The sequence below is a fragment of the Paenibacillus sp. DMB5 genome, assembly GCF_001517085.1.
In the GTDB taxonomy this organism is placed as follows: Bacteria; Bacillota; Bacilli; order Paenibacillales; family Paenibacillaceae; genus Paenibacillus_AQ.
Genome location: NZ_LRAC01000087.1, coordinates 50212 through 75394 on the forward strand (window position 1 = coordinate 50212; position 25183 = coordinate 75394).

At 51.6% G+C, this 25183-nt stretch carries 19 protein-coding genes; 12 read left to right on the forward strand and 7 right to left on the reverse strand.

Annotated features, from left to right (window positions below):
* Window positions 1-340: 340 nt before the first annotated feature.
* Both AWJ19_RS08460 and AWJ19_RS08465 read left to right on the forward strand, forming a co-directional pair.
* Window positions 341-769 (forward strand): VOC family protein, encoded by a 429-nt coding sequence (locus AWJ19_RS08460; protein ID WP_068722971.1) that lies wholly within the window; start codon window positions 341-343, stop codon window positions 767-769.
* Window positions 770-772: 3 nt separating this feature from the next.
* A complete protein-coding gene (locus tag AWJ19_RS08465) occupies window positions 773-1690 on the forward strand; it encodes a VOC family protein (RefSeq protein WP_068722866.1) in 918 nt (305 codons plus the stop codon).
* Window positions 1691-1815: 125 nt separating this feature from the next.
* On the opposite strand, the gene AWJ19_RS08470 is transcribed toward AWJ19_RS08465, so the two are convergent.
* Window positions 1816-2928, reverse strand: a complete 1113-nt coding sequence (locus AWJ19_RS08470) for an endospore germination permease (RefSeq protein ID WP_082707773.1) — start codon at window positions 2926-2928, stop codon at window positions 1816-1818.
* 132 nt (window positions 2929-3060) lie between these two features.
* On the opposite strand from AWJ19_RS08470, the gene AWJ19_RS08475 reads away from it, so the two are divergent.
* The 10 genes from AWJ19_RS08475 to AWJ19_RS08515 all read left to right on the forward strand — a co-directional run bounded on the left by AWJ19_RS08475 (window position 3061) and on the right by AWJ19_RS08515 (window position 18580).
* A complete protein-coding gene (locus AWJ19_RS08475) occupies window positions 3061-4641 on the forward strand; it encodes a spore germination protein (protein ID WP_082707774.1) in 1581 nt (526 codons plus the stop codon).
* Entirely contained in the window at window positions 4638-5843 is a 1206-nt protein-coding gene (locus AWJ19_RS08480; protein WP_068722870.1) for a Ger(x)C family spore germination protein, read from the forward strand. Before AWJ19_RS08475 ends, AWJ19_RS08480 begins: the two co-directional genes overlap by 4 nt.
* A gap of 13 nt (window positions 5844-5856) precedes the next feature.
* Window positions 5857-6030: a hypothetical protein gene (locus AWJ19_RS35155; RefSeq protein WP_157889970.1), complete on the forward strand. Its 174-nt coding sequence runs from the start codon at window positions 5857-5859 to the stop codon at window positions 6028-6030.
* A gap of 378 nt (window positions 6031-6408) precedes the next feature.
* Window positions 6409-11655, forward strand: a complete 5247-nt coding sequence (locus AWJ19_RS08485) for an S-layer homology domain-containing protein (protein ID WP_068722871.1) — start codon at window positions 6409-6411, stop codon at window positions 11653-11655.
* Window positions 11656-11897: 242 nt separating this feature from the next.
* Window positions 11898-12617, forward strand: coding sequence for an Ig-like domain-containing protein (locus tag AWJ19_RS08490; RefSeq protein ID WP_068722873.1), 720 nt, complete (start codon window positions 11898-11900; stop codon window positions 12615-12617).
* A gap of 71 nt (window positions 12618-12688) precedes the next feature.
* Entirely contained in the window at window positions 12689-13942 is a 1254-nt protein-coding gene (locus tag AWJ19_RS08495; protein WP_068722875.1) for a mechanosensitive ion channel domain-containing protein, read from the forward strand.
* Window positions 13943-14194: 252 nt separating this feature from the next.
* Window positions 14195-16363 carry a pectate lyase gene (locus AWJ19_RS08500; protein ID WP_068722877.1) on the forward strand — a complete coding sequence of 723 codons (2169 nt, stop codon included), beginning with the start codon at window positions 14195-14197 and terminating at the stop codon, window positions 16361-16363.
* A 125-nt stretch (window positions 16364-16488) separates the two neighbouring features.
* Window positions 16489-16884, forward strand: coding sequence for a MerR family transcriptional regulator (locus tag AWJ19_RS08505; protein ID WP_068722879.1), 396 nt, complete (start codon window positions 16489-16491; stop codon window positions 16882-16884).
* A complete protein-coding gene (locus tag AWJ19_RS08510; RefSeq protein WP_068722881.1) occupies window positions 16881-17642 on the forward strand; it encodes an SDR family NAD(P)-dependent oxidoreductase in 762 nt (253 codons plus the stop codon). The genes AWJ19_RS08505 and AWJ19_RS08510 overlap by 4 nt, the downstream gene beginning before the upstream one ends.
* A 95-nt stretch (window positions 17643-17737) precedes the next feature.
* The gene (locus tag AWJ19_RS08515) at window positions 17738-18580 is read left to right on the forward strand and encodes an aldo/keto reductase (RefSeq protein WP_068722883.1); all 843 of its coding nucleotides are present in this window, start codon (window positions 17738-17740) and stop codon (window positions 18578-18580) included.
* Between the two features lie 100 nt (window positions 18581-18680).
* On the opposite strand, the gene AWJ19_RS08520 is transcribed toward AWJ19_RS08515, so the two are convergent.
* The 6 genes from AWJ19_RS08520 to AWJ19_RS08540 all read right to left on the reverse strand — a co-directional run bounded on the left by AWJ19_RS08520 (window position 18681) and on the right by AWJ19_RS08540 (window position 24987).
* Entirely contained in the window at window positions 18681-19499 is an 819-nt protein-coding gene (locus AWJ19_RS08520; RefSeq protein WP_068722885.1) for a TIGR03915 family putative DNA repair protein, read from the reverse strand.
* 3 nt (window positions 19500-19502) lie between these two features.
* Complete coding sequence (locus AWJ19_RS37250) at window positions 19503-19628, reverse strand: hypothetical protein (RefSeq protein WP_277815798.1); 126 nt, start codon at window positions 19626-19628, stop codon at window positions 19503-19505.
* A gap of 26 nt (window positions 19629-19654) precedes the next feature.
* Window positions 19655-20818, reverse strand: a complete 1164-nt coding sequence (locus tag AWJ19_RS08525; RefSeq protein WP_241781658.1) for a putative DNA modification/repair radical SAM protein — start codon at window positions 20816-20818, stop codon at window positions 19655-19657.
* 159 nt (window positions 20819-20977) lie between these two features.
* Entirely contained in the window at window positions 20978-23233 is a 2256-nt protein-coding gene (locus tag AWJ19_RS08530; RefSeq protein ID WP_068722887.1) for an FAD-dependent oxidoreductase, read from the reverse strand.
* 31 nt (window positions 23234-23264) lie between these two features.
* The gene (locus tag AWJ19_RS08535; protein WP_068722975.1) at window positions 23265-24050 is read right to left on the reverse strand and encodes a carbohydrate ABC transporter permease; all 786 of its coding nucleotides are present in this window, start codon (window positions 24048-24050) and stop codon (window positions 23265-23267) included.
* Window positions 24051-24105: 55 nt separating this feature from the next.
* Window positions 24106-24987, reverse strand: a complete 882-nt coding sequence (locus tag AWJ19_RS08540) for a sugar ABC transporter permease (protein ID WP_068722889.1) — start codon at window positions 24985-24987, stop codon at window positions 24106-24108.
* Window positions 24988-25183: the final 196 nt, after the last annotated feature.

Consider the following 25183-nt stretch of genomic DNA (forward strand, 5'->3'; position numbering starts at 1 on the left):
TCATTCGTCGGGGATAAGTTGGGGAAGGCGGAGGAGGCGGTTTCCTTCTATTTATCTGTATTCAGTCATTCCCGGTTATTTATACATTTTCAGCAGCAACCCCGCCGGACTGTGGCTCTGCATGTCCACGACTCAGCTCCATATGGAGTAAACTAAAGACACCTTAACCGGTGTCTTTTTTCATGTTTTCAGCAGTTAATAGCAGTTAGTCAGGGGGTTATTTTGATTAGAAAACCAGTGAAAAAATACGTGCATATGTTCGTAAAAATCGTTTATTTTCCTAAAATTTTGTGTATAATAAAGCTGACTGGCCAACTTGTTCCAAAGGGGATGAAGCATGATGTCAATCGGTTTGAACCCGTATTTTGTTTTTAACGGAAACACAAGAGAAGCTCTGCATTTTTATGAAAAAGCGCTGCGCGGGAGTGTGGTCGGGATTATGACGTTTGGGGATTTGCCGGACAATCCGGATCATCCGCTGACTGAAGAGATGAAGTCCCTCATTATGCATGCACATTTGAAGGTCGGTAGTGCAGATCTCATGTTCTCGGATACGTTTCCGGGTACTGCGCATCAGGCGGACGGGGATACGGTTCAGATTGCGATTCATCCTACAGAGGAGACAGAGGCGCGGGAGATTTTTGCTGCGCTGGGAGACGGCGGTCAGGTGGTCATGCCTCTGCAGAAGACGGATTGGAGTCCGTTGTATGGTATTGTTAAGGACAGGTTCGGCGTTACTTTTCAGGTAAATGTAACTGAGGAGGAATGATTTGTGATCAACGCAAAACAAACAATCGTGCCGCACATATGGTATGACAAAGAAGCGGTAGAAGCCGCTCATTTTTACGCCTCTGTTTTCCCCGAATCCAAAGTGACCAGTGTTACGCAACTTCACGACACACCGTCAGGTGACTGTGATCAGGTTTCTTTTGAGATATGGGGACAGAAGTTTATGGCGATTAGCGCAGGGCCGTACTTCAAGTTAAACCCCTCCGTGTCTTTCTTCGTTAATTTTGATCCGTCACGCGATGAGGATGCAGCTGAGAAAATAGATGAGGTCTGGAACAAGTTATCTGAGGGTGGACAAGCACTGATGCCGCTTGATAAATATCCGTTCAGCGAGCGGTATGGCTGGATTCAGGATAAATTCGGCGTGTCCTGGCAGCTGATGCTTACGAATCCGGAGGGCGAGGAGCGTCCGGCGATCATTCCGTCCTTTTTGTTTGTGGGTGATCAGTGCGGCAAGGCGGAAGAAGCGATGTCTCTCTATTTATCCGTATTTGGCAACTCGCGGCAGGGAACGATTGCCCGCTATCCCAAAGGTTTGGAGCCTGACCAGGAAGGAACCATTATGTTCGCTGACTTCATGCTGGAGAATCAGTGGTTTACCGCGATGGACAGCGCACATGAGCATAAATTCAGTTTCAACGAGGCCATCTCCTTTATGGTGAAATGCGATTCGCAAGAGGAAATTGATCATTACTGGGAGAAGCTGTCTGCCGTTCCCGAGGCTGAACAGTGCGGCTGGCTGAAAGATAAGTTTGGCGTGTCCTGGCAGATTGTTCCTTCTGCGCTGGATGAGCTGCTGGGAAATGGAACACCTGAGCAAATGGAGCGGGTTACGAAGGCTTTTTTGCAGATGAAGAAATTTGATATTGCAGCATTGCATAAGGCTTATAATGGCGGGTAGGTGCTCCTGGGGATTAGCTGGAAGGAGATAATCAGGCAGACCCAACGTATAGCCCCTCGGCTCCATAGGGATTTAAAGTAAAAGACATCTTGATAGGTGTCTTTTTGCTTTGCTCCGGCAGAATCCTACCATCGCTTCTTAAAAACGAATCTTCGCACTACTGCCGTAAGGAGCAGCATGATAGGCAAAACATACTGGAGCGGGATCCAGAAATAAGGCGAAAGGATGGTCATATGGACACCCATAATATGCTCCATCAGGTTATCCGTCATGGTCATGCTCATAAACAGAGCAAACAGGCTGGCTGGAATGACAAGGGGGCGGATGGATGGAAGGTTGGCGAGCAGCTGGATCGACCGGATGGCTGCAAATAAATAAAGGACTGTTTTAAAAAAAACGGTAATCACAAAGTATAGCACTGCCAGCACATCCAGGTTGTCGAGCAGTTCACCCACTTCAATCTGGCGAAGAAGGATGTACATCGGGTAATACGCACGCTTAAATATCGGCTCACCTATGACGACCAGGGCGAGAATATCGGTTGCGGCAATTAACAGCCCGGTTCCGAGGGTGGAGAGCAGGGCGGTCCGGATCGCGCCTTTTCGGCTTTTGGCCAGCGGCCAAAGGATAGTCATCGCACTCATTTCCCCGAACGATTGCGTAATTCCCGCAGGCCAAACCGCTTTGAGGATGGGAGCCCATCCCTTGCCGGCGATCGGAAGCAATTCCCTTAAATTAATGGTCCCTGACACCAGCAGAAATACAATTTCAAGCATAAGCAGGAGAAGGATAAAAGGAAGCAAAATACCAGCCAGGCGTCCAAGGACCTCAATTCCCTTATACAGGCCATAGATCAGGAGCAGTACTAATAAACCCACAGAGAACAGCGGAGGAGTCTGCGGCAGCAGGGTATCCGGGATTAAAAAGCTCATATCGGCCAGTCCTCTCCCGGCATTGTATATAAAAAGGAGCGGATACAGCCAACCGAGGAATGACCCGGGCCATTTACCGAACTGTTTCGGGAACCATTCCACCAGGGTGAGGCCTGGATGCATGATCAGAAGTATCGCATACACTCCTGTTATTACAATTCCGACTGCTGCAGAGAGGAGAACGGAAATCCATGCATCTCTGCCGGCGCCGGACCCAAATCCGAAAATGATGGTAGTGCCGATTTGAAATAGCATCATCAATGTAAATAGTTGATAGTTCGATATTCTCTGCATGCCAATCTCCATTCTCCGGTAAAATCTGCAGGTGCTTTTTCCAGTATTCCGAAAAGGAGGGTTCTATATCCGCATAATTTCATCATTTAAATGAGAAAGTATGACTAGTTGAAGTTCAATTTCGGGAGCCTTGGAGGTCTGTATATGCTGTTTGGACAAAAGACTAGGAAAAGCACTCCCCAAAAAAAGAAGCAGGACCGCCTGCCGTTTACCCTTTCAGATGTGCCTTCGGAAGTAAGCAGCGACTTGAAGGAAAATGAACAGAATATTAAGCGCGTCTTTGAACAATGCTCGGATTTCATTCTCCGTCCCTTTCGGATCAACGGGGAGACTCAGGCCTTGCTGATCTGCATAGATGGATTGGTCAACCAGCAGCTTGTGGATGAGCTTGTATTAAAACCGCCTATGTATGACGCAGCCCCTAAAGGGGAAGGAGGTGCCGAGGGGCTCAGACAGGAAACAGTTCCGGCGGCGCAGACACAGATTACTGGAGATTTTAAGAAAGTGATTGAAGCGGTGCTTTACGGCGAAGCGGCGATTTTTGTTGAGGGCCGGACCGATGTATTTCTTGCGGATGCCAAAGGTTGGACCATGCGGGCCATTGAAGAACCCGAGACGCAGACAGTTATCCGGGGTCCCAGGGAGGGCTTCAACGAGAATATCCGAACCGGAACCGCCATGCTCCGCAAAAGACTGCGTACGCCCCGGCTTAAAATGGAATCGCTTAATATCGGCGACGTCTCCCATACTTCCGTTGTCATTACCTACATTGACGGCATTGTTCAAGATTCGCTGGTGCAGGAAGTACGCGACCGTCTAAAGCGAATTGCGATCGACGGAGTGATGGACAGCGGTTATATAGAGGAAATGATCGAAGACGCGCCCTTTTCGCCTTTTCCGACAGTATACAACACGGAGCGGCCCGATATCGTAGCGGCCAATTTATTGGAAGGCAGGGTGGCAGTACTTGTGGACAACACCCCTTTTGCGTTGGTTATGCCGGCAAACTTCTGGAACTCAGTCAGCGTTAATGAGGATTACTATGAACGGTTCTGGGTGGGCACCGTTGTGCGCTGGATTCGATATTTGGGTGTTGCGACAACCCTTTTTTTGCCGGGGTTATATGTAAGCATCGTTACCTTTCACCAGGAAATGCTTCCCACCTCTCTGCTGTTCAGCATCGCTTCGGCCCGGGAAGGTGTACCTTTTCCAGTCATTATAGAGGTCCTTCTGATGGAGATTACGTTTGAAGGACTGCGTGAAGCGGGGCTCAGGCTGCCCAGACAGGTTGGACAGGCCGTAAGTATTGTTGGAGCATTGGTCATAGGCCAGGCGGCGGTACAGGCAGGAATAGTGTCAGCACCGCTAGTTATCGTCGTCTCCATAACAGGCATTGCTTCCTTCACCATCCCGGATTACAGCGCTGGCCTGGCCGTGCGTTTCTTGAGGTTTCCCTTAATTTTTGCCGCTGGCACTGCAGGACTGTACGGGCTGACGCTGGGTGTGCTGTTTATATTGCTCCATGTGTGCGGATTGCGGTCGTTCGGCGCTCCATATTTCTCGCCTGTCGCTCCGCTGACGGTATCCAATCTGAAAGATGTATTGATTCGTGTTCCCTGGTGGAGCATGCGCAGAAGGCCAACCCAGCCCGGGAGCAATGAACCGGTCCGGATTCCGGCTGGACAGATGCCGAAACCTCCTAAGAAGCCGGGGGGGGAATCATGAAGCCAAGATTTACATGGGGTCTGATTATTCTGGCCATGCTCAGCACCGGCCTCACGGGATGCTGGGACAGCCGCAGCATTGACCAGCTTGCTGTAGTTATGGCCACAGCCCTGGACTATACGGAAGAAGGAAATATCATGGCCTCCTCGCAAATCGCCGTGCCCAGCAGCGTTCAAACCGAGGGGGGTGCGACACAGTCCGGAGCGGGGGCCAGAGGATTCACCGTTGTATCCGCCGTCGGGAAGAATGTACACGACGCGATGGATGAGCTGCAGCGGAAGCTCTCCCGCAAGCTTTTCATTGAACACCGGAAGGTGCTGCTTATTGGAGAAGCGCTGGCTAGGAATGGCTTAAAGGATACGCTGGATCATTTCAGCCGCGATCCGGACAGCAGGCTGCAGACTTATCTGTTGATCGCGAAGAATGCCCGGGCGGTTGAGCTTTTACTGCAGCCTGTCCCCTTTGAGAAGGTTCCGACAAGGGCAGTCCGTTCGCTACAGGAAATCAATGCTGAAATTACAACAACGCTGCGGGAATTATTTACGGCTATGTCCGGAGATGAAATCGTTCCGACCGTAGGCGCATTGGAGTTAATAGAGGGAACCGCAGGCGCAGGAGTCAGCACCGGGAAAGATGAGGAAAGCAAGATGATGACCTTCCGCCTGGCCGGCTCCGCCGTTATTAAAGATTATAAGCTGGCAGGCTATCTGGATATGGAGCAGACCCGGGGGTTGCTGTGGGTGCTAAACGAGAACAAGCGGGTCAGCATTACGGGGGATATCCCGGGCAAAGGGAATGTAGTCATGGAGCTCGACAAGACAGGCAAAAAGCTCAAGACCCGTATCCGGGACGGAAAGATACAGGTGTATATTACTGTGAAGACCAGCGGACCGGTTCACGAGAATAATACGGATCTGGATCTTAGCGATCCCAAAAATATTGTGCAGGTCGAAGAAGCCCTCAGTAATAGTATTGAGAGTAGCATACGTCAAGTTTCCGGAATATCCCAAAGCCTGCTGAAGGCGGATATCTTTGGAGTAGGCCAGGAAATTTCCCGCCATAACCCCAAGGAGTGGAGGAAGCTTAAGGACCGGTGGGTCGATGCTTATCCGGAAGCGGAAATTACGGTCAATAGCTCCGTTATCATTACCCGGACGGGGATGTATGGCAAGCCGCTACATCTAAAAGAAGAAAAGGAATAGGGGGATAAGAAGCATGCATTTTCCCTGGCATTCTAAGGTAATGATGGAAAGCCCGTGGGTCATGCAGCTTGTGTTCGTGGGCTGGGGCCTCGTTGGAATGATCATATCAGGCGTCAGGCAGAGAAACGGCGGGAAGAAATCTAAACCGCAGGCGCCGGAATCAAGGCCGTCCGAAAACCGCGAATAGAAGTAATTAAAGGTTTATGGCCGGTTTATTGTTGCTATAGATGAAGCACCCTGAAGGGTGCTTTTTTCCTGTGGTTGCACATTTTTGAAAGCGATTACGTTTTCTGACCCTGCTGGTCACTTTTGATACAAAATCAAAAGTGACCAGAGAAATCAGTAGCCATGATTTACAGGGAAATCAGCGATAGCTTACAATCCTGACATATCCCTGCCAATATAAGAACATCTATATTCGGTTTAATATCCCCTGCAAAAGCGAGGTGAAAGCAGAAAAGGAGGCGTTTCCACATTTTGTTGAAAGCGCTTAATTATTATAAAACCGGAGAGTATGCTTTTTAGGGCGGGACTGGAACTTAACGAATAGACGAGGAGTGAGTAAATGAAGAGAAGGCTCAAGAAGTACGTGTCTGTAGTTCTCACCGTTTCTATGGCATTTATGCTTATGCCCTCGATGGTTTTGGGTGCGCCTGAAGGCGGCGGAACTGCATCTGCCGCTTTGACACAAGTGGGCGATGTACTCGATTTTGAAGATGGCGAGTTACTAGGGACAGTAACCGGCGCTCCGGCAATCACAGGACCCGGGTCCGTTACGGTAGCAGTTTATGAATCTAATAAGGCACTCCGCGTTCAGCCTCCATCCGATACCGATTCCAGTGCGGCCAAACAGGCAAGCTATTGGTGGACGCTTCCGCTGGATAGCGGTAAATACGATCTTACCGGCAAGGATCAGGTTGAAGTATCCTTTGACTGGTGGGTGGATATTACCCGTCCAAGTGCAAATTCGCTTGATGTCCGTCTTAATGACGGAACGGATCAGGTTGTAACGCTGCGAACCGCCGGGGGCGGGACAAATGCAGACTCACCGGCGAACATATCCTATTACACTGGCAATATGACAGCGGGTAACGCTCCTGAAATAGGAACGGCTACTATTGCGTTATCAGGTGTCCCGCGCCTGACAAAGCTATCGGCTACCATAAAGGTTGATCTCCTGGCTCAAGTAGCATCAATCAGCGTTACTGACGGCGGTTCAAGGGTGTATACCACGCCTCAGCCGATAGCCATAGGCTCCGATAAACTGACCAGCATGAGCATCGGTGCAAGCCGGGCAAGCGGACAGAACTGGGCAAGGTTTAACGCGGTTACGGGTGTGGACTGGAATGAAGACTCTTACGGTATGCGTGTTGATAATATCATCTTCAAGGCCGCAGCATCCGGCGGAGTGAAGCCGGTCATTAACCCTAGTGAACTAACGATCTCTCCAGCTTCTGCTGCCAATCTGGAATACGGGGAAGGTTCGCTTGCGGACAAGCATTCGGCCACATTCAGCGCGGTTGTAATGCCTATTAATGCAACGGACCGGACGTTTACATGGTCGATCAGCGACGAGAAGATTGCTGCGATAACGGTAAAAGAGGATAAGAGTGTAACGGTAACCGCGGTCGGTGCAGGCGAGGCAACCCTTACAGCTGTATCTACTATGGACAGTTCGATTAGGAACAGCGTGCCAATCAAAGTAAAATATGTTCCTTCGGTAACTGAACCGGCACCGGACTTTTCTGCCCTGCTAGCAGAAGGGTATACACAGGAGTTCGGGAGCAATTTTGCCAGCGGCGGGGCAGCTCCGCTATGGATCTTTGCCGGCGGCTCTTACCATACGCTTGCCAGAGAAGAAACACCTCAGGTTAACAATTATTTCCGGTTTGACGCCTCCGGTTCAGGTAATCGGGGTGGTAAGGGAGACTTACCTCACGCCGTTTCCGGAAGCAAGGTATATGTTAACCTGGACTGGAAGGTTCCGGCAGTTACCACACTGCAGAATACGTTTAACCTGAGCTTCCAGGACGGGTCTAACGTTCTGCTTAGTTTAAGAACAGGCACTTATAACGGATCAAGAACCATAGGCGCGTTTGCAGGGGCATTACCGGGGCCAACCGGACCTAACCCTGCTAATTTCTGGAGCAGTGACCGTTATCATGCGTTTACTTATAACGACGTGAATACATGGTATAAGGTAGGCGTAGAGTTTGATTTTGATACGATGCTTGCTACGGTTTCCCTTGTACCAAGAGATACTGCCGGCGCTGTGCCGTCTGTACTTACGATTCCTTTTGAGGGTAGCCAGATCAGCTCGTTCGTTCTTACAGGTGAGCGCGCCGGCGGTAATAACGTAGGTGTAGTTGATAATGGCGTAGATAATTTGTATTTCTTTACTAAGCAGCTTTCAGCGGACACGATAGTCGAAGTGCTGCCGTATGAATTTTTGCTTGAACTTCCGGAAACAGCGGACAGCAATACATTGCAGAGCTGGTTCAAGACCGTATACATCGGGGATGTGCCTGACGAGGCAGGGCTTGATCTGCCGGCAACGGTTAAGGTTAAGCTTGCGGACGGTACTATTGCCGAGGTAGGCGTAACCTGGGCTTTAACAGAAGCCCCATGGTCTACAGCAGCTGCAGATCTGGTATATAAAGCAGATAAGCAGGGTGTATTTTCCTATGCCGGGACGCTTACTAGTATTCCTGACGTAGCAGTTAACAGAATGGGGTTAAAGGCGAAGCTGTACATCGAGAACCGGCATAAAGACAAGGTTACTGCGGAGCCGATCTCAATGGAGTGGCTCGACAGAGGCGTGGTAGCCGTTCCGGTGAACAGCGGCGATGGTGTGCTTGTAACATGGCGTCTGCTGTCTTCAGAATACAATAAAGGCCTAACCTTTAATGTCTACAGAAATGGCGACAAGATTAACACGTCACCGGTTACTGTGCTGGATTATGTGGATGCAGGCGGCAAAACCGGAGACAGATACGAAGTAGAGACTATAAACACTGGCGCGATGAGCAAGCCTGCAACGGCATGGGCCAATAATTATGTTGATATTCCGCTGCAGAGACCGGCAGATCGTCCAAACCCGGCACTTGCTTATGGCGCGACGACCAATGCTGATCCGATTACCTACACGGCTAACGATACCTCAGTAGCTGACATTAACGGTGATGGGCAATATGAGATTCTTGTAAAATGGTATCCGTCCGGGGCTACAGACCCGGGGCTTGCCAACAGACATACCGGGGAAACGATATTTGATGCTTATACGCTGGAAGGCAAGCTGCTGTGGAGAATCAATCTGGGTATCAATATCGTGTCCAGTGCCCATCACAGCGCGTTTAACTTCTATGATCTGGATCAGGACGGAAAAGCGGAGTTTACAGTTAAGACAGCCGACGGAACCAGGGGGTATCTTCCTAAAGAGGACGGTACGATCAATGATCTGACCGATACTCCGGCTTGGGTATTGGGCGATCCTGAAGCGGTATGGGTAGGCGGTCTGCAGAACCCGGCAAAAGATAACCAGGTCAACAATACGGCGCTGGGCAGAGTTGCCTCCGGGCCGGAAACCTTTACGGTATTCAACGGGGAAACCGGCAGACCGGTTGATACGGTTGATTATTTTGCACCGTACAGCATTAGCCCGAACTGGGGCGATAACAACAATAACCGCAGCGACCGCTTCAACGGAGCCGTTGCCTATATGCCGAAGAATGGCGAATATGGCGCAGAGCCTTATCCTACCGTTATTGAGGTACGCGCTCACTACGGCCCGCAGTATGTAGCAGCTTATCAGTTTATTGACGGAAAAATTGTGGAAATCTGGACGTTTACACTGGCTGACTGGAACGCCGGCAGCAATCAGGGTAATCACAATGTTAAGGTTGCCGATGTGGATTTTGACGGCTATAACGAGGTTGTGCTTGGCGGCATCACGATCGATCAGGACGGAACGATTGTGTGGAGCACCAACGGAACGAGAGGTACAGTAGCCGGAGGTCACGGTGACGCGCTGCATGTAGCCGCAATGGTACCTAACAGCAATGAAATCTATGTTTTCCAGCCGCATGAAGCCAGTCCGCCAAACAATGTAACTCTGGTTCGCGGTTCCACAGGGGAGGCAGTGTGGACCTATTCAGCGAACTTAGGCGATGTTGGACGCGGCGTTGCAGCCAATGTAACTCCTTTACCGGGCTTTGAGGTGTGGGCGATAGGGACGCCTATGTACAATATTATGAACGGCAAAGTTATTACTGCTGATGTCGGCGGAATCGGCGTTGCCAACAAGGCACCTGTTAACTTCATCCTGTATTGGGATGGAGATCTGCTGAGCGAATTCTTTGACGGGCCTGATAACAACAACTCAACAGCCGCTCCATCGATCACGAAGTTTAATTATGATGTAGCAACGGAGCAAAGTGAGCTTATAACGCTACAGACCTTGACCGGAACCTATTCCAACAACGGAACCAAGGCCAATCCAAGCCTGATTGCCGATATTTTCGGTGACTGGCGTGATGAGGTTCTTGTCCGCACCGATGATAATAATGCGCTGAGAATCTATACGACGGATATTCCGACGGATAATGTCATTTACACGCTGATGCATGATCCGCAGTACCGCCTGGCTGCTAACTCTCAGAACGCTATGTACAACCAGCCGGCGCATTTGAGCTATTACCTGGGTGAAGACATCCGTGATGAAGTTCAGAACATGCAGCTTCCGGTGTCTAACATCTACTACACTGCAGAAGTTGACGTTACCCCGGCGGAGAATTCGGTTCTCTCTGTAACAGAGGCAACGTACTATACGAACGCGGGGGCTGACCTCACGGTAACGGTAACATTAAACGGCAACACGCTTATTGGGATCAAAAAAGGGGATATTGCACTTGCTGACACCGATTACAGCCTGGGTGCTGTAACGCCGGATGGCAGGCAGACGGTTACAATCAAGCGAAGCTATTTGGCAACACTGTCTAATGGTGATGTCCTGAGCTTCGTGTTCAGTGCAGGGAAGTCTGCGAAGCTGAAGATTTCGGTGACGATACAAGAGGTCTCTATTCCGGGATCAAATCCGGGTTCAAACCCGGTTACTCCGACGCCAACCCCGGGTCCTACAGCGGGCTCCGGAACAGGTTCCGGTTCTGCAGTGCAGACACCAACTCCGGAGAAGCCGATTTTAAAGAGCACCCTTGTAAACGCAGAGCAAATTAAGGATAAGTTGCAGCAAGCACTGCAAGCGAACCAGCCGGTCAGCTTCTCTGACGTACCACAAACGCATTGGGCTGCAAAAGCAATCCGGTTAGCTTCACAGCTTGGCATCGTCGAAGGTACACTTAACGGCGAGTTCAAGGGTTCAAATCATGTAACCCGGGCTGAATTTGCTGCAATGATCGTCCGGACGTTGGGCATTGATACGACAGGAGCAGCAGGCTACTTCTCCGACACTAATGGTCATTGGGCAGATGCCTATATCAGAGCGTTGCATCGCGCGGGGATTGTAAACGGCGCAGGTAATGGTAATTTCATTCCCAATCAGCAGATCACCCGCGCCGAGATGTCTGCCATCCTGGCCCGTGTTCTGGATATGAGCCCGCCTGCCAGCGCAGCGCAATTCTCGGATCTTAGCAATCATTGGGCTGCAGACAGCATCGAGCAACTAAGCAGAGCAGGTATCGTATCCGGTATGGGCAACGGTAAGTTTGCCCCGAACGATACAGCTACCCGTGATCAGTCGGCAACGATTATCATGCGGATGCTAAATATTGTGCTTGATCTGGGTCTGGAGCTGTAGGATAGCTGATTTTAGAATCTCCACTTTATATGCTGTTTGTGTCAGGTGAACTGAAGCGTTGACAGCAGAAATGAGGGGGCACCGATAAGCGGTGCTCCCTTTTTTGCTTATCCAGGATAACTAAAATAACGGGATATCTAAACTGTGACCTCATTCGTAGATATATAGGCAACGTTGCTCATATAGTGGAGTTGCAGTCATTTTCTTAGTTAATTCAAATAAGAACGGAGAGGAGCTTTACTATGATATTGCATAAAAAGACTCTGCTGACAGCCATCTTATCCTTATTTTTTGTAGTCCTTGTTCCCCATTCAACTCCCGTAATCTATGCAGATCAGGCTTCAAAAGTAATTTCAATATCAGTAGCAGGTCCGGCAAAAGCATTAAAACCGAAACAGACCTATCAGTTAAAGCCGGACGTAGTCACCGTACCACAAGACAGTAATGTAAAGATTTCATACTCCTCGGCCAATACTCAGGTAGCGACAGTAAATAAGAGCGGTCTTGTAACGGCTGTCAGCCCGGGGAAAGCCATTATATATGCCAGCTCCGGCGGAAAAAGTACATATGCAGTAATCAAGGTGGATTCAAGTGCGGTAGAATTCACTACAGGGCTGTGGGTGGAAAAGAAAAATATTAAAAAGCCAAAAGAGCAGCTGTTAACAGAGGGTGCCGTTTATTTTAAACTTAAGGGTTTCGATAATAATGTGCTGACCGGACATTTTTTTGCCGTTAGTGCTCCCCCATCCAATCGTATAGCTGATATTGACATTAAAATAAGAATCAAGAACGGCAAGGGAAGTTTCTCCTATACGGATGACGGCTGGGGGAACAGCGGGGAAGGAACTGTAGAAATGAAGGGCAGTACTCTTGAATTCATCTTCAAAGAAACCCAGTCAGACAGCGGAGCAATGTGGCGGCTTGGAACGCATAGTTTTACATTGTACAAATCTGAAAGTTAAATCCCGAGTTTTGCGTAACCCCAAATACTCCTTTATAATGATAGGCCAGTGCTCGAAGACAGGAGGAAGCTATGAATTTTATTAAAAACAAGCTGGCGGAGTTTGGTGTGGGCGGGGTGATGCTGGATTATCTTTCGAATATAATCATGGTTGCTTTTATAGCGCTGCTCTGTGTACTGGCTAACTTTGTAGTCAAAAAGCTTGTGCTGCGGGTCATCATTCATATCATCAATAACAACCGGTATACGTGGGATAACATTATTTTGGAGAAAAAGGTGTTCCACAAGCTGTCCCATCTTGCGCCGGCCTTCATTATCTACTACTCGGCTTCTATTTTTCCGTTATATCAGTCTTTGATTGAAAAAGCGGCAATGACCTATCTGATTATCGTAACAATCACAGTGCTGAATGCGCTGCTGGATGCGGTTGATGCGATTTACCGTACCTTTGATGTTTCCAGGATCAGACCGATAAAGGGCTACATCCAGGTTGCCAAAATCATTCTGTTCATCATTGGCGCCATTGTGGTAATCGCAAATCTGATTGGGCAGAATCCGTTGATCATTCTCAGCGGGCTGGGGGCTTTATCTGCAGTGCTGATGCTGATCTTTAAAGACTCCATACTGGGCCTGGTGGCAGGTGTCCAGCTGTCCTCCAATGATATGGTGCGGGTAGGCGACTGGATTGAAATGCCCAAATATAATGCGGACGGTGAGGTCATCGACATTACCCTGAACACCGTAAAGGTCATGAATTTTGATAAAACGATTACGATGATTCCCAGCTATGCGCTCATTTCGGACTCGTTCAGGAACTGGAGAGGCATGCAGGTGTCCGGCGGGAGACGGATCAAACGGAGCGTGTATATTGATACGAGCAGTGTGTGCTTTTGCACAAGGGAAATGATTGATGAGTTTCAGAAAATCCATTATCTCAGTGATTATGTAACAGCGAAATTAAGCGAGATCAAGGCCTATAATATTGAACATCAGGTCAATATGGAGAGCAATGTGAACGGAAGGCAGCTCACAAATATCGGCGTATTCAGGGCTTACATTCAGGAATACCTGCGGAATCATCCGAAAATTCATAAGGATATGACCCTGCTCGTCCGCCAGCTGGCGCCGGGAGATAACGGGCTGCCCCTGGAGATCTACGCATTCAGCAATGACACCACCTGGGGCGTGTATGAGTCAGTGCAGGCGGATATATTTGATCATATTTTTGCGGTTATCCCTACCTTCGGGCTGCGGGTGTTCCAGAATCCGAGCGGCCATGATATTGTTCATTTAAAAGAGAAAGCAGAATACTCGCGGAGCTATTGAGAAAAGAGTTGAAAGCAGCCCTAACCGGCTGCTTTTTTTTGTAGAGGATCCACTTTGTGGGTTTATTCTGCTGTGGCCCCCGTCCGCCCGCAGCCCGTCCCTGGAGGGTGAAACGATCATCCCCCTGTCAAATAATCATTAACCCAGAATTCTGCATAGCAGATTCCGATATGAGTAAATGATTGTTTCGCAACCGCTTACACGGGGATATGCTGAGGTTGTTTCAGGACCTAATTTATGGGAGGGAATGAATTGAAGAAGAGATCGGCAAGGGTAACGGGGATTTTGCTCTTATTCTCAATGGCATTATCTTTGGTTGCGGGAAACTGGGTAAATCCTACGGCGCACGCAGCAGGAGTGTCAATTACGGGAAGCGGGGGCTGGAATGAAACGTCTTATGCGGAGTGGTCGCCGGTAAGCGGTGCAACGGGTTATAACGTATATGTGAAGCAGGCAAGTGCAGCGGACTCGCAGTATCAGCAGCTGGATAATCAGTTAATCCGCAAGTATCCCTCCTACTGGAGAGCGGATGCAGTCGGGCTGGCTGCCGGGAGCTATGTAATGAAGGTAGAGGCTGTACTGTCAGGAGGAGGAACCGCGAGCAGCATAACAGGTACGCTGAATGTGGCGGCGCATGACCGGTCTGGGTTTGCTTTTTCACCAAGCTCTCCATTCGGCACGGGTTCCGGTGCTTATAATGCCAACGGTACGCTAAAAACCGGCGCTCAAGTCCTTTATATTACCTCACAAACGGCTCAAACGGTAACCCTCCCTGTCAAAACCAGCAGCTCGGGTGCAGTGCAGACCGGCGTTGGCCTGGGCGAGATTTTGAATCTGAGACAAAAGGGTTATGATACGACCCCGCTGGCTATCCGGATTATCGGCAAGGTAACGGCTTCCGATCTGAGCGGGCAGCTCAACAGCAGCGGCTACCTGCAGGTCAAAGGCAAAAATAACTACTCGGAAATGAACATCACCATCGAAGGGATCGGCCAGGATGCCTATGCGTACGGCTGGGGACTGCTCCTCCGCTATGTAGGTAACGTGGAAGTAAGAAACCTGGGGCTAATGCTGTTCCCGGACGACGGCGTCTCGATGGATAGCGGCAACGCGAATGTGTGGGTGCATAATAATGATCTTTTCTACGGGGCGGCAGGCGGGGATGCGGATCAGGCCAAGGGTGACGGCTCAACCGACCTCAAGAACGGTTCATCCTACATCACCATCTCCTATAATCATTACTGGGATTCGGGAAAATCTTCGCTGGTCGGCCTGACCGAACCGTCGGAGTTCTATGCTACCTTCCATCATAACTGGTTCGACCACTCGGATTCCCGCCATCCGCGGATCCGCGTAGCGTCGGTTCATATTTATAACAACTATTTTGACGGGATCTCCAAATATGGTGTGGGGATGACAAGCGGAGGGTCCGCTTTTGTAGAATCAAACGTCTTCCGCAATGCCAAATATCCGATGATGATCTCTCTGCAGGGCACGGATGCACTCGGGGAAGGCACCTTCTCCGGCGAAAACGGCGGGATGATCAAGGCGTACAACAATCAGGTGACAGATGCAGCCAGCCTGATCTATGCCAACTCCGGCACGGGGACGGCTGCGGCTAATGCAACCTCTTTTGACGCTTATCTTGCATCCTCAAGAAGTGAGACCGTCCCAAGCTCGTTTAAGGCTTTAGTAGGCGGAACGGCCTACAATAACTTTGATACGACCGTTAATACAGGGGTAAGCGCCTCTGCGGTTGATGCCGTCAGTTCGGTTGAGCAGAATGTAAAAGCAAAAGCCGGACGCCTGGGAGGCGGCGACTTTAGCTGGACCTTCAACAATGCTGTGGATGACGCGTCGTATGCGCTCAATACCGCGCTGATGTCGGCGATCCGGGGTTATACTACCCAGCTTGTCTCTGTAGGTGGCAATTCCGGTGCCACTCCAACACCGACGCCGACAGCAACGGCTACACCTGCACCAACTGCGACTCCAGTGCCAACGGCAACGCCTGTGCCAACGGCAACGCCTGTGCCAACCGCCACGCCTGTGCCAACAGCGACTCCGGTACCGACAGCCACCCCGGCTACGGGTGTGTATGTCCACGACTTTACGGCATCCGGGAAAACAAGCAGCTTTTTTAACATCCAGGGCAATCTCTCTACCAGCAAGGGGACGGTAGTTTACAATGGCCTGACCCTGACCCAATGCCTGAAAATCGAGAGCTCGACCAGCATCCAGTTCACAGCGGCCCAAGCCACGACGTTAACCCTGGTGTTCAACGCCGAAGGAACGCAGATTAAGGTGGACGGAACAAGCTATCCGATCACGAACCGGATTGCAACGATTCCGCTTGCGGCAGGGGTGCATACGATTACGAAGGATAGTACGGCGAATTTGTATTATATGAAGCTGGAGTAGAGCAGACGGGCGGCCCTTTGGGGCCGCTTTTTCTATTTCCTCAGGTGACCCATTGACTTAAACCATGGTTTAAGTCGTATGCTAGGGGTGTCGACAGGGAAAGATCACATTTGGAGGCCTTCAATATGAAAACAATCTCGATCGGTGAGGCTGCGGCTGCGCTTCATATTCCGGAATCCACGTTACGATATTATGAAAGACAGGGGCTGCTCCCGCTAATAGAACGTGACGGGGCGGGCAGACGGCTATTTTCGGAACATCAGATGGAGCTGCTGGAAACAACACTCCGGTTGAAGCATACCCATATGCCTATTCAAGATATCAGGCAGTATATCGCCTGGGTCATTGAAGGGGAGAGTACAACGGAGCTGCGGCTTGAAATGATGACCAGGCATAAGCAGACAGTGCTTAATGAAATGGCGGTCATGGAGGAAGCTCTCAGAGGAATTGATATCAAGATTAACCGGTATACAGAACGTTTGCGTAAAAAAACAGAACAAGGAAAAGAGGAGAACCTGTGAAGCTATCAGGAAACACCATACTTATTACTGGCGGAAGCACTGGAATCGGGCTGGCTTTTGCAGAGCGGTTTATTGCGGCGGATAACCGGGTGATTGTCTGCGGACGGCGGGAGGAAGTGCTTCAGAGTGCTCAGGACAAGCTGCCCGGCCTGATTACCCGTGTCTGTGATCTGAATCTGGAAGCGGAGCGTGTAGCTTTATACGATTGGGTAACTGAGAGCTATCCGGAGGTTAACGTGCTGGTCAACAACGCCGGAACCCAGCAGCGGTTCAATGTTCTTAAAGCAGATGCCAGGGACAACTGGAGCTACTTTAATCAGGAAATTAATACGAATCTGGATGCGCCTTTTCAGCTCTCTCTGCTGTTTGCCCCATTTTTTGCGCAAAAAGAAGCAGCAGCGATTATCAACGTGACCTCCGGGCTCGCTTTTACCCCGTTTGCGATTGCTCCGATCTACTCCGCCACCAAGGCGGCGCTGCATTCGTTCACAGTCAGCCTGCGGCACCAGCTGTCCGCGACCTCTGTTGAGGTTATCGAGGTAGCGCCCCCGGCTGTGAACACAGATCTGGGAGGTTCCGGACTGCATGTGCACGGGGAGCCGCTGGAGGCTTTTGCGGACGGGATTTTCAAAGGGTTGGAAGAAGGAAAAGCAGAGATCGGCTACGGAACCTCGATAGACCGCCTGCGCATGTCCCGCGATCAGGTGGACGAGTATACGGCGAAGATGTATGAGGCTAGTAGGGGGATGGTTGAGTAACGAACAGGGTAATTCAGGTTTCACCTCCCGGATTTTGGTTTAGGAAGAGGTTGAGTGGTAAAGTTAAACCAGTCCAGCCAAGGAGGTAACACAAAGTGAACCAGCATATTTCGGAGAAAGTTTTGAACGACGGTCTGAAAATTCCAGCTATAGGCTTTGGTACAGCCTTTCTGAAAGGCGCAGATGGAGCGAAAGCAATTACAGGAGCCATTGAAGCCGGATACCGGCTGATTGACTCGGCCTTTAATTATGAGAATGAAGGGGCGGTCGGAGAAGCAGTCCGCAAAAGCGGATTACCGAGAGAAGAGCTGCGGATTACTTCGAAGCTTCCGGGGCGACACCATGCCTATAAAGAGGCATTGGAGACGATTGAGGAATCATTATATAGAGCGGGCCTTGATTATTACGATCTGTATCTGATCCACTGGCCTAATCCGAAGACCGATAAATATGTGGAAGCCTGGCAGGCGATGATTGAGGCGAAGAAGCGCGGCTACGTCCGTTCCATCGGGGTCTGCAATTTCCTGCCGGAGCATAACGAGCGTATCATAAAAGAGACCGGTGTAGCGCCGAGCATCAACCAGGTGGAGCTGCATCCGCTGTTTAATCAGGAGCGCCAGCGCACGAAGGATGCCGAGCATGGCATTGTAACAGAGTCTTGGAGTCCGCTTGGACGCGGCCACAGCATGCTGAAGAATGAGCAGATTGCAGCTATTGCGGCTGCCCACGGCAAAACACCGACCCAGGCTATTTTGCGCTGGCACATTCAGCTGGGAGCGGTTCCGATTCCGCGGACCAGCTCTGTGGAGCATCAGAAGGAGAATCTTGAAATCTTTGACTTTGAGCTGTCGGAGGATGAAATGAAGATTATTTCAGGTATGAGCCAACCGGACGGACGGCTCTGGGAGCAGAACCCGGCGGAGTATGAAGAAATGTAAATGCTGCATCATAGTTGAATCAGGGCACCCGTGGGGTGCTCTTTTTGTTGCCGGGCGTACTAATACAATAAAACAGCAAATTTATGCAATCAGGCACTTTTTACTGCAGCTCACGCGGCCGCCGCGAAGGCGGCTGCTTCCGGGCGGTACGCACCGGCCGGTCTGCCTGCTTGCCGGTCATCTCCGGGAGATGCTTCCAGTAGCGCTTCGGCATCATGGAGGCGCGCTGCCGGTCGTTCTTGCGCTCTTTGATACCGATAGCGTGATAAAAGCTCTGCCACAGGCTGCGGTAAGCAGCTTCTGTCTCATCCGGCTGCGGCGGAATCCATTCCTCAAGCGGAATAATGGCCCGCCGGCCCGGCTGATGGATCAGCGCTACCCTGTGGGTGCGGTCGTAGATCATGAAGCTCTCACTCTGGAACCGGTCGCAGAAATGGTCCTCAATAACAGGCAGAACGTAGCCCTGAGGTTCAATAACCGCTGCCATGACAGGTCCGTATACGGTGAACCGGACGAAGCCCAGATAGTGATGGCTCTCCCGCCGGAGCAGACGGACGGCCTTGTTCAGGGCGCAGACCGTATCGTCGGTCAGCATGTTCATTACCGCAGGGCCGTGAGTAAAGCCAAGATACAGAAAATTCAGCAGCAGTATCTCCTTGTCCGGTACGGCAGACCAGAAGCCGAGCTGGACAAGCTCCTGCGCTTCGCGGGAAATCTTCAGCGGAATAGAGCGCAGTACGCGGTCTGCCTTAATCTTGTCGGTCTCGATCCATTTGGCCTCCAGCAGCAGTCCTTGTCCGCTGCCCTCTGAATGGATGGCCAGCGGCGTTTCCTTCCACTGGTAGCTCTCGAACACACAGCATAGCAGGCCCTCAAAGCTGCCGTCATAGGAGTAGGCTAAAGAGGTGGTTGCAAACATGGCCTAACCCCCGTAACGGAAAGACGCGGCCCGCCCCGCTTCCGGCAGGGCAGCTAAATAGCTGTCGTCGAAGAAGGAGAGCTGCTCAATTTCCGGCTGCTGGAACTTGGCCAGCTCCTGCCCGGACATCAGCGAGCGGAGCAGAGTGTGCTCGCCTACCTTGAGGCCTTCCAGCGGCGGCCTTTGCAGGTGATGAAGAACTGGGCGCGCTTGAGCACAACGCCAAGCTTCTTCAGCGCATGGAAATCGAGCGTTCCGGCCCGGCGGGCCTTGATGATCCGCTGGGCGCTTCTTACGCCGATGCCTGGGACTCGCAGCAGCATCTCATACGGTGCGCGGTTCACCTCCACCGGGAACTGCTCCCGGTGATTGATGGCCCAGCTGCATTTCGGATCGAGCAGCGGGTTGAAGTTGGGCGCTGCCTCGTCGAGCAGCTCCTTGGCCTCGAAGCCGTAGAAGCGCAGCAGCCAGTCGGCCTGATACAGCCGGTGCTCGCGCAGCAGCGGAGGCTTGGTGTCCAGGGAGGGGAGCAGCGAATCCTCGACCACCGGAGTATAAGCGGAGTAAAAGATCCGCTTGAGCTTATATTTCTTATACAATCCCTCTGTTAGGTTCATAATCTGGTAGTCGGTATCCGGTGTGGCGCCGACGATCATCTGGGTGCTCTGTCCCGCCGGTGCGAAGCGGGGCGCATGCTTATATTTAACGAGTTCCGTACTGTTCTCGGTAATCTTGTTCGTAATAAGGCCCATCGGCTGAAGAATGGACTGCTTGCTCTTGTCCGGAGCCAGCTTGCGCAGGCTATCCTGGGAGGGCAGCTCGATGTTGACGCTCATCCGGTCAGCCAGCATCCCCAGCCGGGACAGCAGGGCATCGTCTGCGCCGGGAATAGCTTTTACATGAATGTAGCCGCGGAAGTGATATTCGTTGCGAAGCAGCTCAAGGGCGGCAATCAGCTGCTCGGTTGTATAATCGGGACTGCGCATAATGCCGGAGCTGAGGAACAGCCCCTCTATATAGTTACGGCGGTAGAATTGCATCGTAATGTCAGCAATCTCCTGCGGGGTAAACGCGGCCCGGCGTACCGGATTGGACTTGCGGTTGATGCAATAAGCACAGTCATAGATGCAGCCGTTGGTCATCAGCACCTTGAGCAGCGAAATGCAGCGTCCGTCTGCGGCAAAGCTGTGGCAGATTCCAAAGCTGACTGCGTTGCCCAGGCTTCCGGCCTGGCCGGAGCGCTGTGAACCGCTTGAGGTGCAGGCGACATCATACTTGGCCGATTCCGTCAAAATTTCTAGCTTCTCCATCATATCCATCGTTACACACTCCTCATCAGCAAAATTATATACCGAACAAATGTTCCTGTCAAAATTCAGATAGCAAATTATGCCCAGCCAAAAGAAGGCAGCAGTCCCCCCAAAGGAGAACTGCTGCCTTCTGATATCTTCGGACATACCGGATATTCAGCCAGACAATCAGCCGTACACGCGTACTTCAATAATCTCTGCAAACGGAGACCCGTTAGTAGCTGTCACTGTTATCCTGATGGCCCGGGTTTCAAGCGCAGCCTCGAGCAAATGAATCCGCTTGCGCTTCCTGTTATCGAGCTCACTAAGTATACTCGCCCAGTTCCCTCCATCGTCCATATACTCAAGCCGGTAGCTTCGTACCAGCTCAGGAATCACCTCGAATGGAGTGCGGTGATGATGCAGATTGATCAGATCCTCCTGGACATCATCATTAAAAATAAGCTGAATCTCGCGGATCTTCTGCTTCCCGGTCCACTCCAGGGCCAGCCATGGCTCCGCGTCCTGCTCAAGGGCTTGCGAGAGCCAGAGATGCGGGCCGCCATACGGCCTGCGGAATCCGTCTATAACATGACCGGGCATGTAGGCGCTTGTAGAGAATGAAGTGCGCAGGCAGAAGACTTTACGGTTCAGACGCTTGGTGCTCCACTCGACAACAGGCTGGCTGCTGTCGTGATCCTCCAGATTGGCGGAGACTGCTGGCGCCGCCCCCCGCTCCAGGGCAAGCATTCCGCTCAGCGGGCGATCTGCTAAATACAGCTTGATCGAAGGATTACGCCGCACGATGATAAAGGCGTTCTGGGCTTGCGCGGGAGCCCAGTCCACCGGGACAGGCACCCATTGCCTGCCGCCGGCTTCGACTGAAACGGTGGTCTCGTATTCCAGCGCAGCCGGCACGTAATTCTCGGCCCGGCCGGTGCTCCAGATCTCCACCTTCAGCTCCGTGTGCTGCGCCGCATCCAGCAGCCACTCGATCGTACCGCTGATTTCCGGATCTGCAGGGAGCAGCACGGCAATGTCACGGTCCAGCTCGTACCCTTCCCCGGCCGCTTCCACAGCGATCCGGGATAGGTATGAGGAGGCGCTAACCTTAGCCTGACGGGCCAGATCGGCAGCATCGGTATTGGCCACGCCGAGAACAGAGGCATCCTGCTTCAGGAGCGTCTGCTGCAGCAGCGGCGTGTGCTCCCGTGACAGCTCACGGGGAGTGATGCCCTGCTCTGCGCAGAGGGCGGCAGCTGTTCCCGCAGCCTCACCCATGATGGCGCAGGTCGCCATGACTCTTGTAGTCCCGAAGGCCACATGGGTCGCGCTGATATTCCGCCCGGCAAAGAGCAGATTGGACACGTTGGCCGAGTACAGGCTGCGGTAAGGTATGTGGTAATTGCCGTCGGCATGCATATGCTTTGACCCGCTGGCCTCAGCATACATACCCTGCGGCGGATGCAGATCAATGGACCAGCCGCCGAAGGCAACCCGGTCAGCGAACGGCTCCTGGCTGATAATATCGTTCTGGTTCAGCGTGTAATCACCGATAAATCGGCGGTATTCACGCTTGCCCGGCTGGGAGCCGACCCATTCCAGCGTCATGCTGTCCGCATCAAACTTTCCGGAATTTTTAATATAATCCCAGATTCCATAGATGACCGCCCAGAGCTCATCACGGATTCGTTCATTGTCATGCACGATATCCAGTTCTCCGCCCCACTCAATCCACCAGTAATGGCAGCCGGAATCGCCGCTGCGGATCACCCGCTTCAGCGGAATGCTGGTCTGCGAGATATCCTTGGCGAAGGAAGGCGGGATGAATCTGACAGGATGACCGGCATCTTTAGTATAAAAGAGCAGCGTGCTGCCGAGTGTAACATCGTCGGCGATCTCAGGCGCCCATTCTTCGTTATACTCATGCCGCGCTTCCCGGCCGATCCGGAATTTGGCTCCGGCCAGGAAGCCGATCAGACCGTCTCCGGTACAATCAAGATAGACCGGGCTTTCAAAGACGATTCTGCGCTCGGAGCCCATCATCCAGCCGGTAACCGATGTGATCTGACGGGCATCCTCTTCGCCGGAGGCATCGACCTCATGCACATCGGTATTCAGATACAGTGTGATGTTCGGCTCGGCAAGAACAGTCTCAAGAATAACCAGATCCCATAAATAAGGATTGCCATCCGGATTGCGGTACTGGTTCTCCACGAACAGCTCGCCCATAATCCCGGTCTCCCGGGCATAGCGGTTCGTACCGTGGGCGGTTGCGCCGCACACCCATACGCGCACCTCGCTGCTGGAGTTGCCGCCCAGTACCGGGCGGTTCTGGACCAGCGCCACCTTCCTTCCTAAACGTGCGGCTGCAACCGCAGCGCATACCCCGGCCAGTCCCCCGCCGACGACAGTAACATCACTTTTTACATGCTCCATTTTCATAAAGCTTCATTACTCCTTTCATCCGTAGGGGTCAGCCCTTCACGGCAGAGCTGGCGACACCTTCAATGATATATTTCTGGCCGATCAGGAATACGGCAATCATCGGGATAATGCCGGCGGTCGCAGCCGCCATCATGCCGTTATAGTCCACGGTATTCTCAAGAATGAAATTCTGCAGGCCAAGCGGCACGGTGAACAGATCATGGTCGATCAGAAAAACCAGCGCATTCTCATAATCATTCCAGTGCCAGGAGAAGTCGATGATCGCCAGCGTTGCCAGCGACGGCTTAGCCATCGGCAGGATAATGCGCGTGAAGATGCGGAAATGCCCTGCCCCGTCGATAAACGCCGCCTCCGAAATTTCATGGGGCACCGAGAGGAAAAACTGCCGCATCATGAATACTCCGAAGATTGTGAACATTCCGGGCAGAATCAGCGCCCAATGCGTATTGTAGATGCCGGCCCAGTCAAACATGATGAATTTGGGCACGAACAGCACCTGCGGCGGAATCATCATCATGGACAGGTAGATCATAAACATTGTGTTCCGGCCCTTGAATTCAATCCGGGCAAAGCCGTAGGCGGCCAGGGCGGACAGGCAGACTGCGCCTGCCGTACTCAGCACAGCTACTTTAAGTGAGTTCAGATAATACAGCACAAAGCTGTTTTCCCCCGTCCAGACCTTTACATGATGGCTCCAGTTAAAATGGCCTGGAATCCACTGCACCGGATACTCAAAGACCTCAGCCGGTGTTTTGAAGGAGGTGCTGATCATCCAGATAAAGGGGACAATCATCACGATGCTGAAAAACAGCATGATCAGTGTGGCAATGCTTTTGTTAACGGCGGCTTTGTTCAATGTTCTCAGCTCCTTAGTAGTGAACCCAGCGTTTCTGGCCCAGCCATTGAATGACAGTGAAGATCATAATAATCAGGAACAGGGCCCAGGAGATTGCGGACGCATAGCCCATCTCGTAATAGCGGAAGGCATTCTGATAAATGAACAGCGACAATACTGTTGTACTGTTGCCCGGCCCTCCCTGGGTGATCGCCTGAATGATACCGAACTGCTTGATGGACATAATGAGTCCGGTAATCAGCAGCAGGAAGGTCGTCGGACTGACCAGCGGCCACAGAATGCTGCGGACCGTCTGCCAGGTGCGTGCCCCGTCAATCCGGGCGGCTTCCAGCAGCTCCGAGGATACCTCCTGCAGCGCAGCGAGATAGATGATCATGTTATAGCCGAGCATGAACCAGACCCAGATGATATCAATGGCATAGATTGAGGACTCCATGGTGGACAGCCAGCCGGGCGGGTTCGCAATACCGACAGAGCGCAGGATGCCGTTAATCGGCCCGTTGTTGGGCTGGAACAGCAGCATCCAGACGAATGCTACAGCGACCCCGCTTGTGATATAAGGCATGAAATAGAGGGCGCGGAGCAGCTTTTTTAGATACACCGAACGGTTCAGGACAACGGCGACAATGAAAGCAAGCCCAATGGAAATCGGCACAGAGAGCAGGAACAGCAGCGTGTTCTTGATCGCCGTATAGAAGATTTCATCACCCAGCATTCTCTGAATATTGGCGAGTCCGATAAACCGGGTGTCCGGACTCATAAATTTGTAATCGGTGAACATCAGATAGAACGAATAGACAGCAGGTATGATAAAAAACAGAATCACGCCAACCATATTCGGCCCGATAAACAGATAGCCCAGAAACGACTGTCTTTTCATCCAGGATGCCTTCACAATAGCCCCACTCCTTCGAGTCTTTTATTTGCACCTCAAGCATAACAAGCAGCGGGGGAACCATTAAGGAACAAAACCAACGAGTTCATGCTACAGAAATATACATTTCACCGGGGGAAGAGGCGGGGATTCCTTAGTTTTGTTCTATACAAAAAAGAAATGCCCCAACGGCCGCGGCGGCCTGTGGGACATTCCC

Bases quoted from the DNA above. Each gene is read 5' to 3' on its own strand.
- AWJ19_RS08490 (WP_068722873.1), top strand. From the start codon at position 11,898: ATGATATTGCATAAAAAGACTCTGCTGACAGCCATCTTATCCTTATTT.
- AWJ19_RS08470 (WP_082707773.1), bottom strand. From the start codon at position 2,928: ATGGAGATTGGCATGCAGAGAATATCGAACTATCAACTATTTACATTG.
- AWJ19_RS08480 (WP_068722870.1), top strand. From the start codon at position 4,638: ATGAAGCCAAGATTTACATGGGGTCTGATTATTCTGGCCATGCTCAGC.
- AWJ19_RS08485 (WP_068722871.1), top strand. From the start codon at position 6,409: ATGAAGAGAAGGCTCAAGAAGTACGTGTCTGTAGTTCTCACCGTTTCT.
- AWJ19_RS08505 (WP_068722879.1), top strand. From the start codon at position 16,489: ATGAAAACAATCTCGATCGGTGAGGCTGCGGCTGCGCTTCATATTCCG.
- AWJ19_RS08520 (WP_068722885.1), bottom strand. From the start codon at position 19,499: ATGTTTGCAACCACCTCTTTAGCCTACTCCTATGACGGCAGCTTTGAG.
- AWJ19_RS08535 (WP_068722975.1), bottom strand. From the start codon at position 24,050: ATGCTGTTTTTCAGCATCGTGATGATTGTCCCCTTTATCTGGATGATC.
- AWJ19_RS37250 (WP_277815798.1), bottom strand. From the start codon at position 19,628: ATGTCCGGGCAGGAGCTGGCCAAGTTCCAGCAGCCGGAAATTGAGCAG.
- AWJ19_RS08460 (WP_068722971.1), top strand. From the start codon at position 341: ATGTCAATCGGTTTGAACCCGTATTTTGTTTTTAACGGAAACACAAGA.
- AWJ19_RS08495 (WP_068722875.1), top strand. From the start codon at position 12,689: ATGAATTTTATTAAAAACAAGCTGGCGGAGTTTGGTGTGGGCGGGGTG.
- AWJ19_RS08475 (WP_082707774.1), top strand. From the start codon at position 3,061: ATGCTGTTTGGACAAAAGACTAGGAAAAGCACTCCCCAAAAAAAGAAG.
- AWJ19_RS08530 (WP_068722887.1), bottom strand. From the start codon at position 23,233: ATGAAAATGGAGCATGTAAAAAGTGATGTTACTGTCGTCGGCGGGGGA.
- AWJ19_RS35155 (WP_157889970.1), top strand. From the start codon at position 5,857: ATGCATTTTCCCTGGCATTCTAAGGTAATGATGGAAAGCCCGTGGGTC.
- AWJ19_RS08525 (WP_241781658.1), bottom strand. From the start codon at position 20,818: ATGGATATGATGGAGAAGCTAGAAATTTTGACGGAATCGGCCAAGTAT.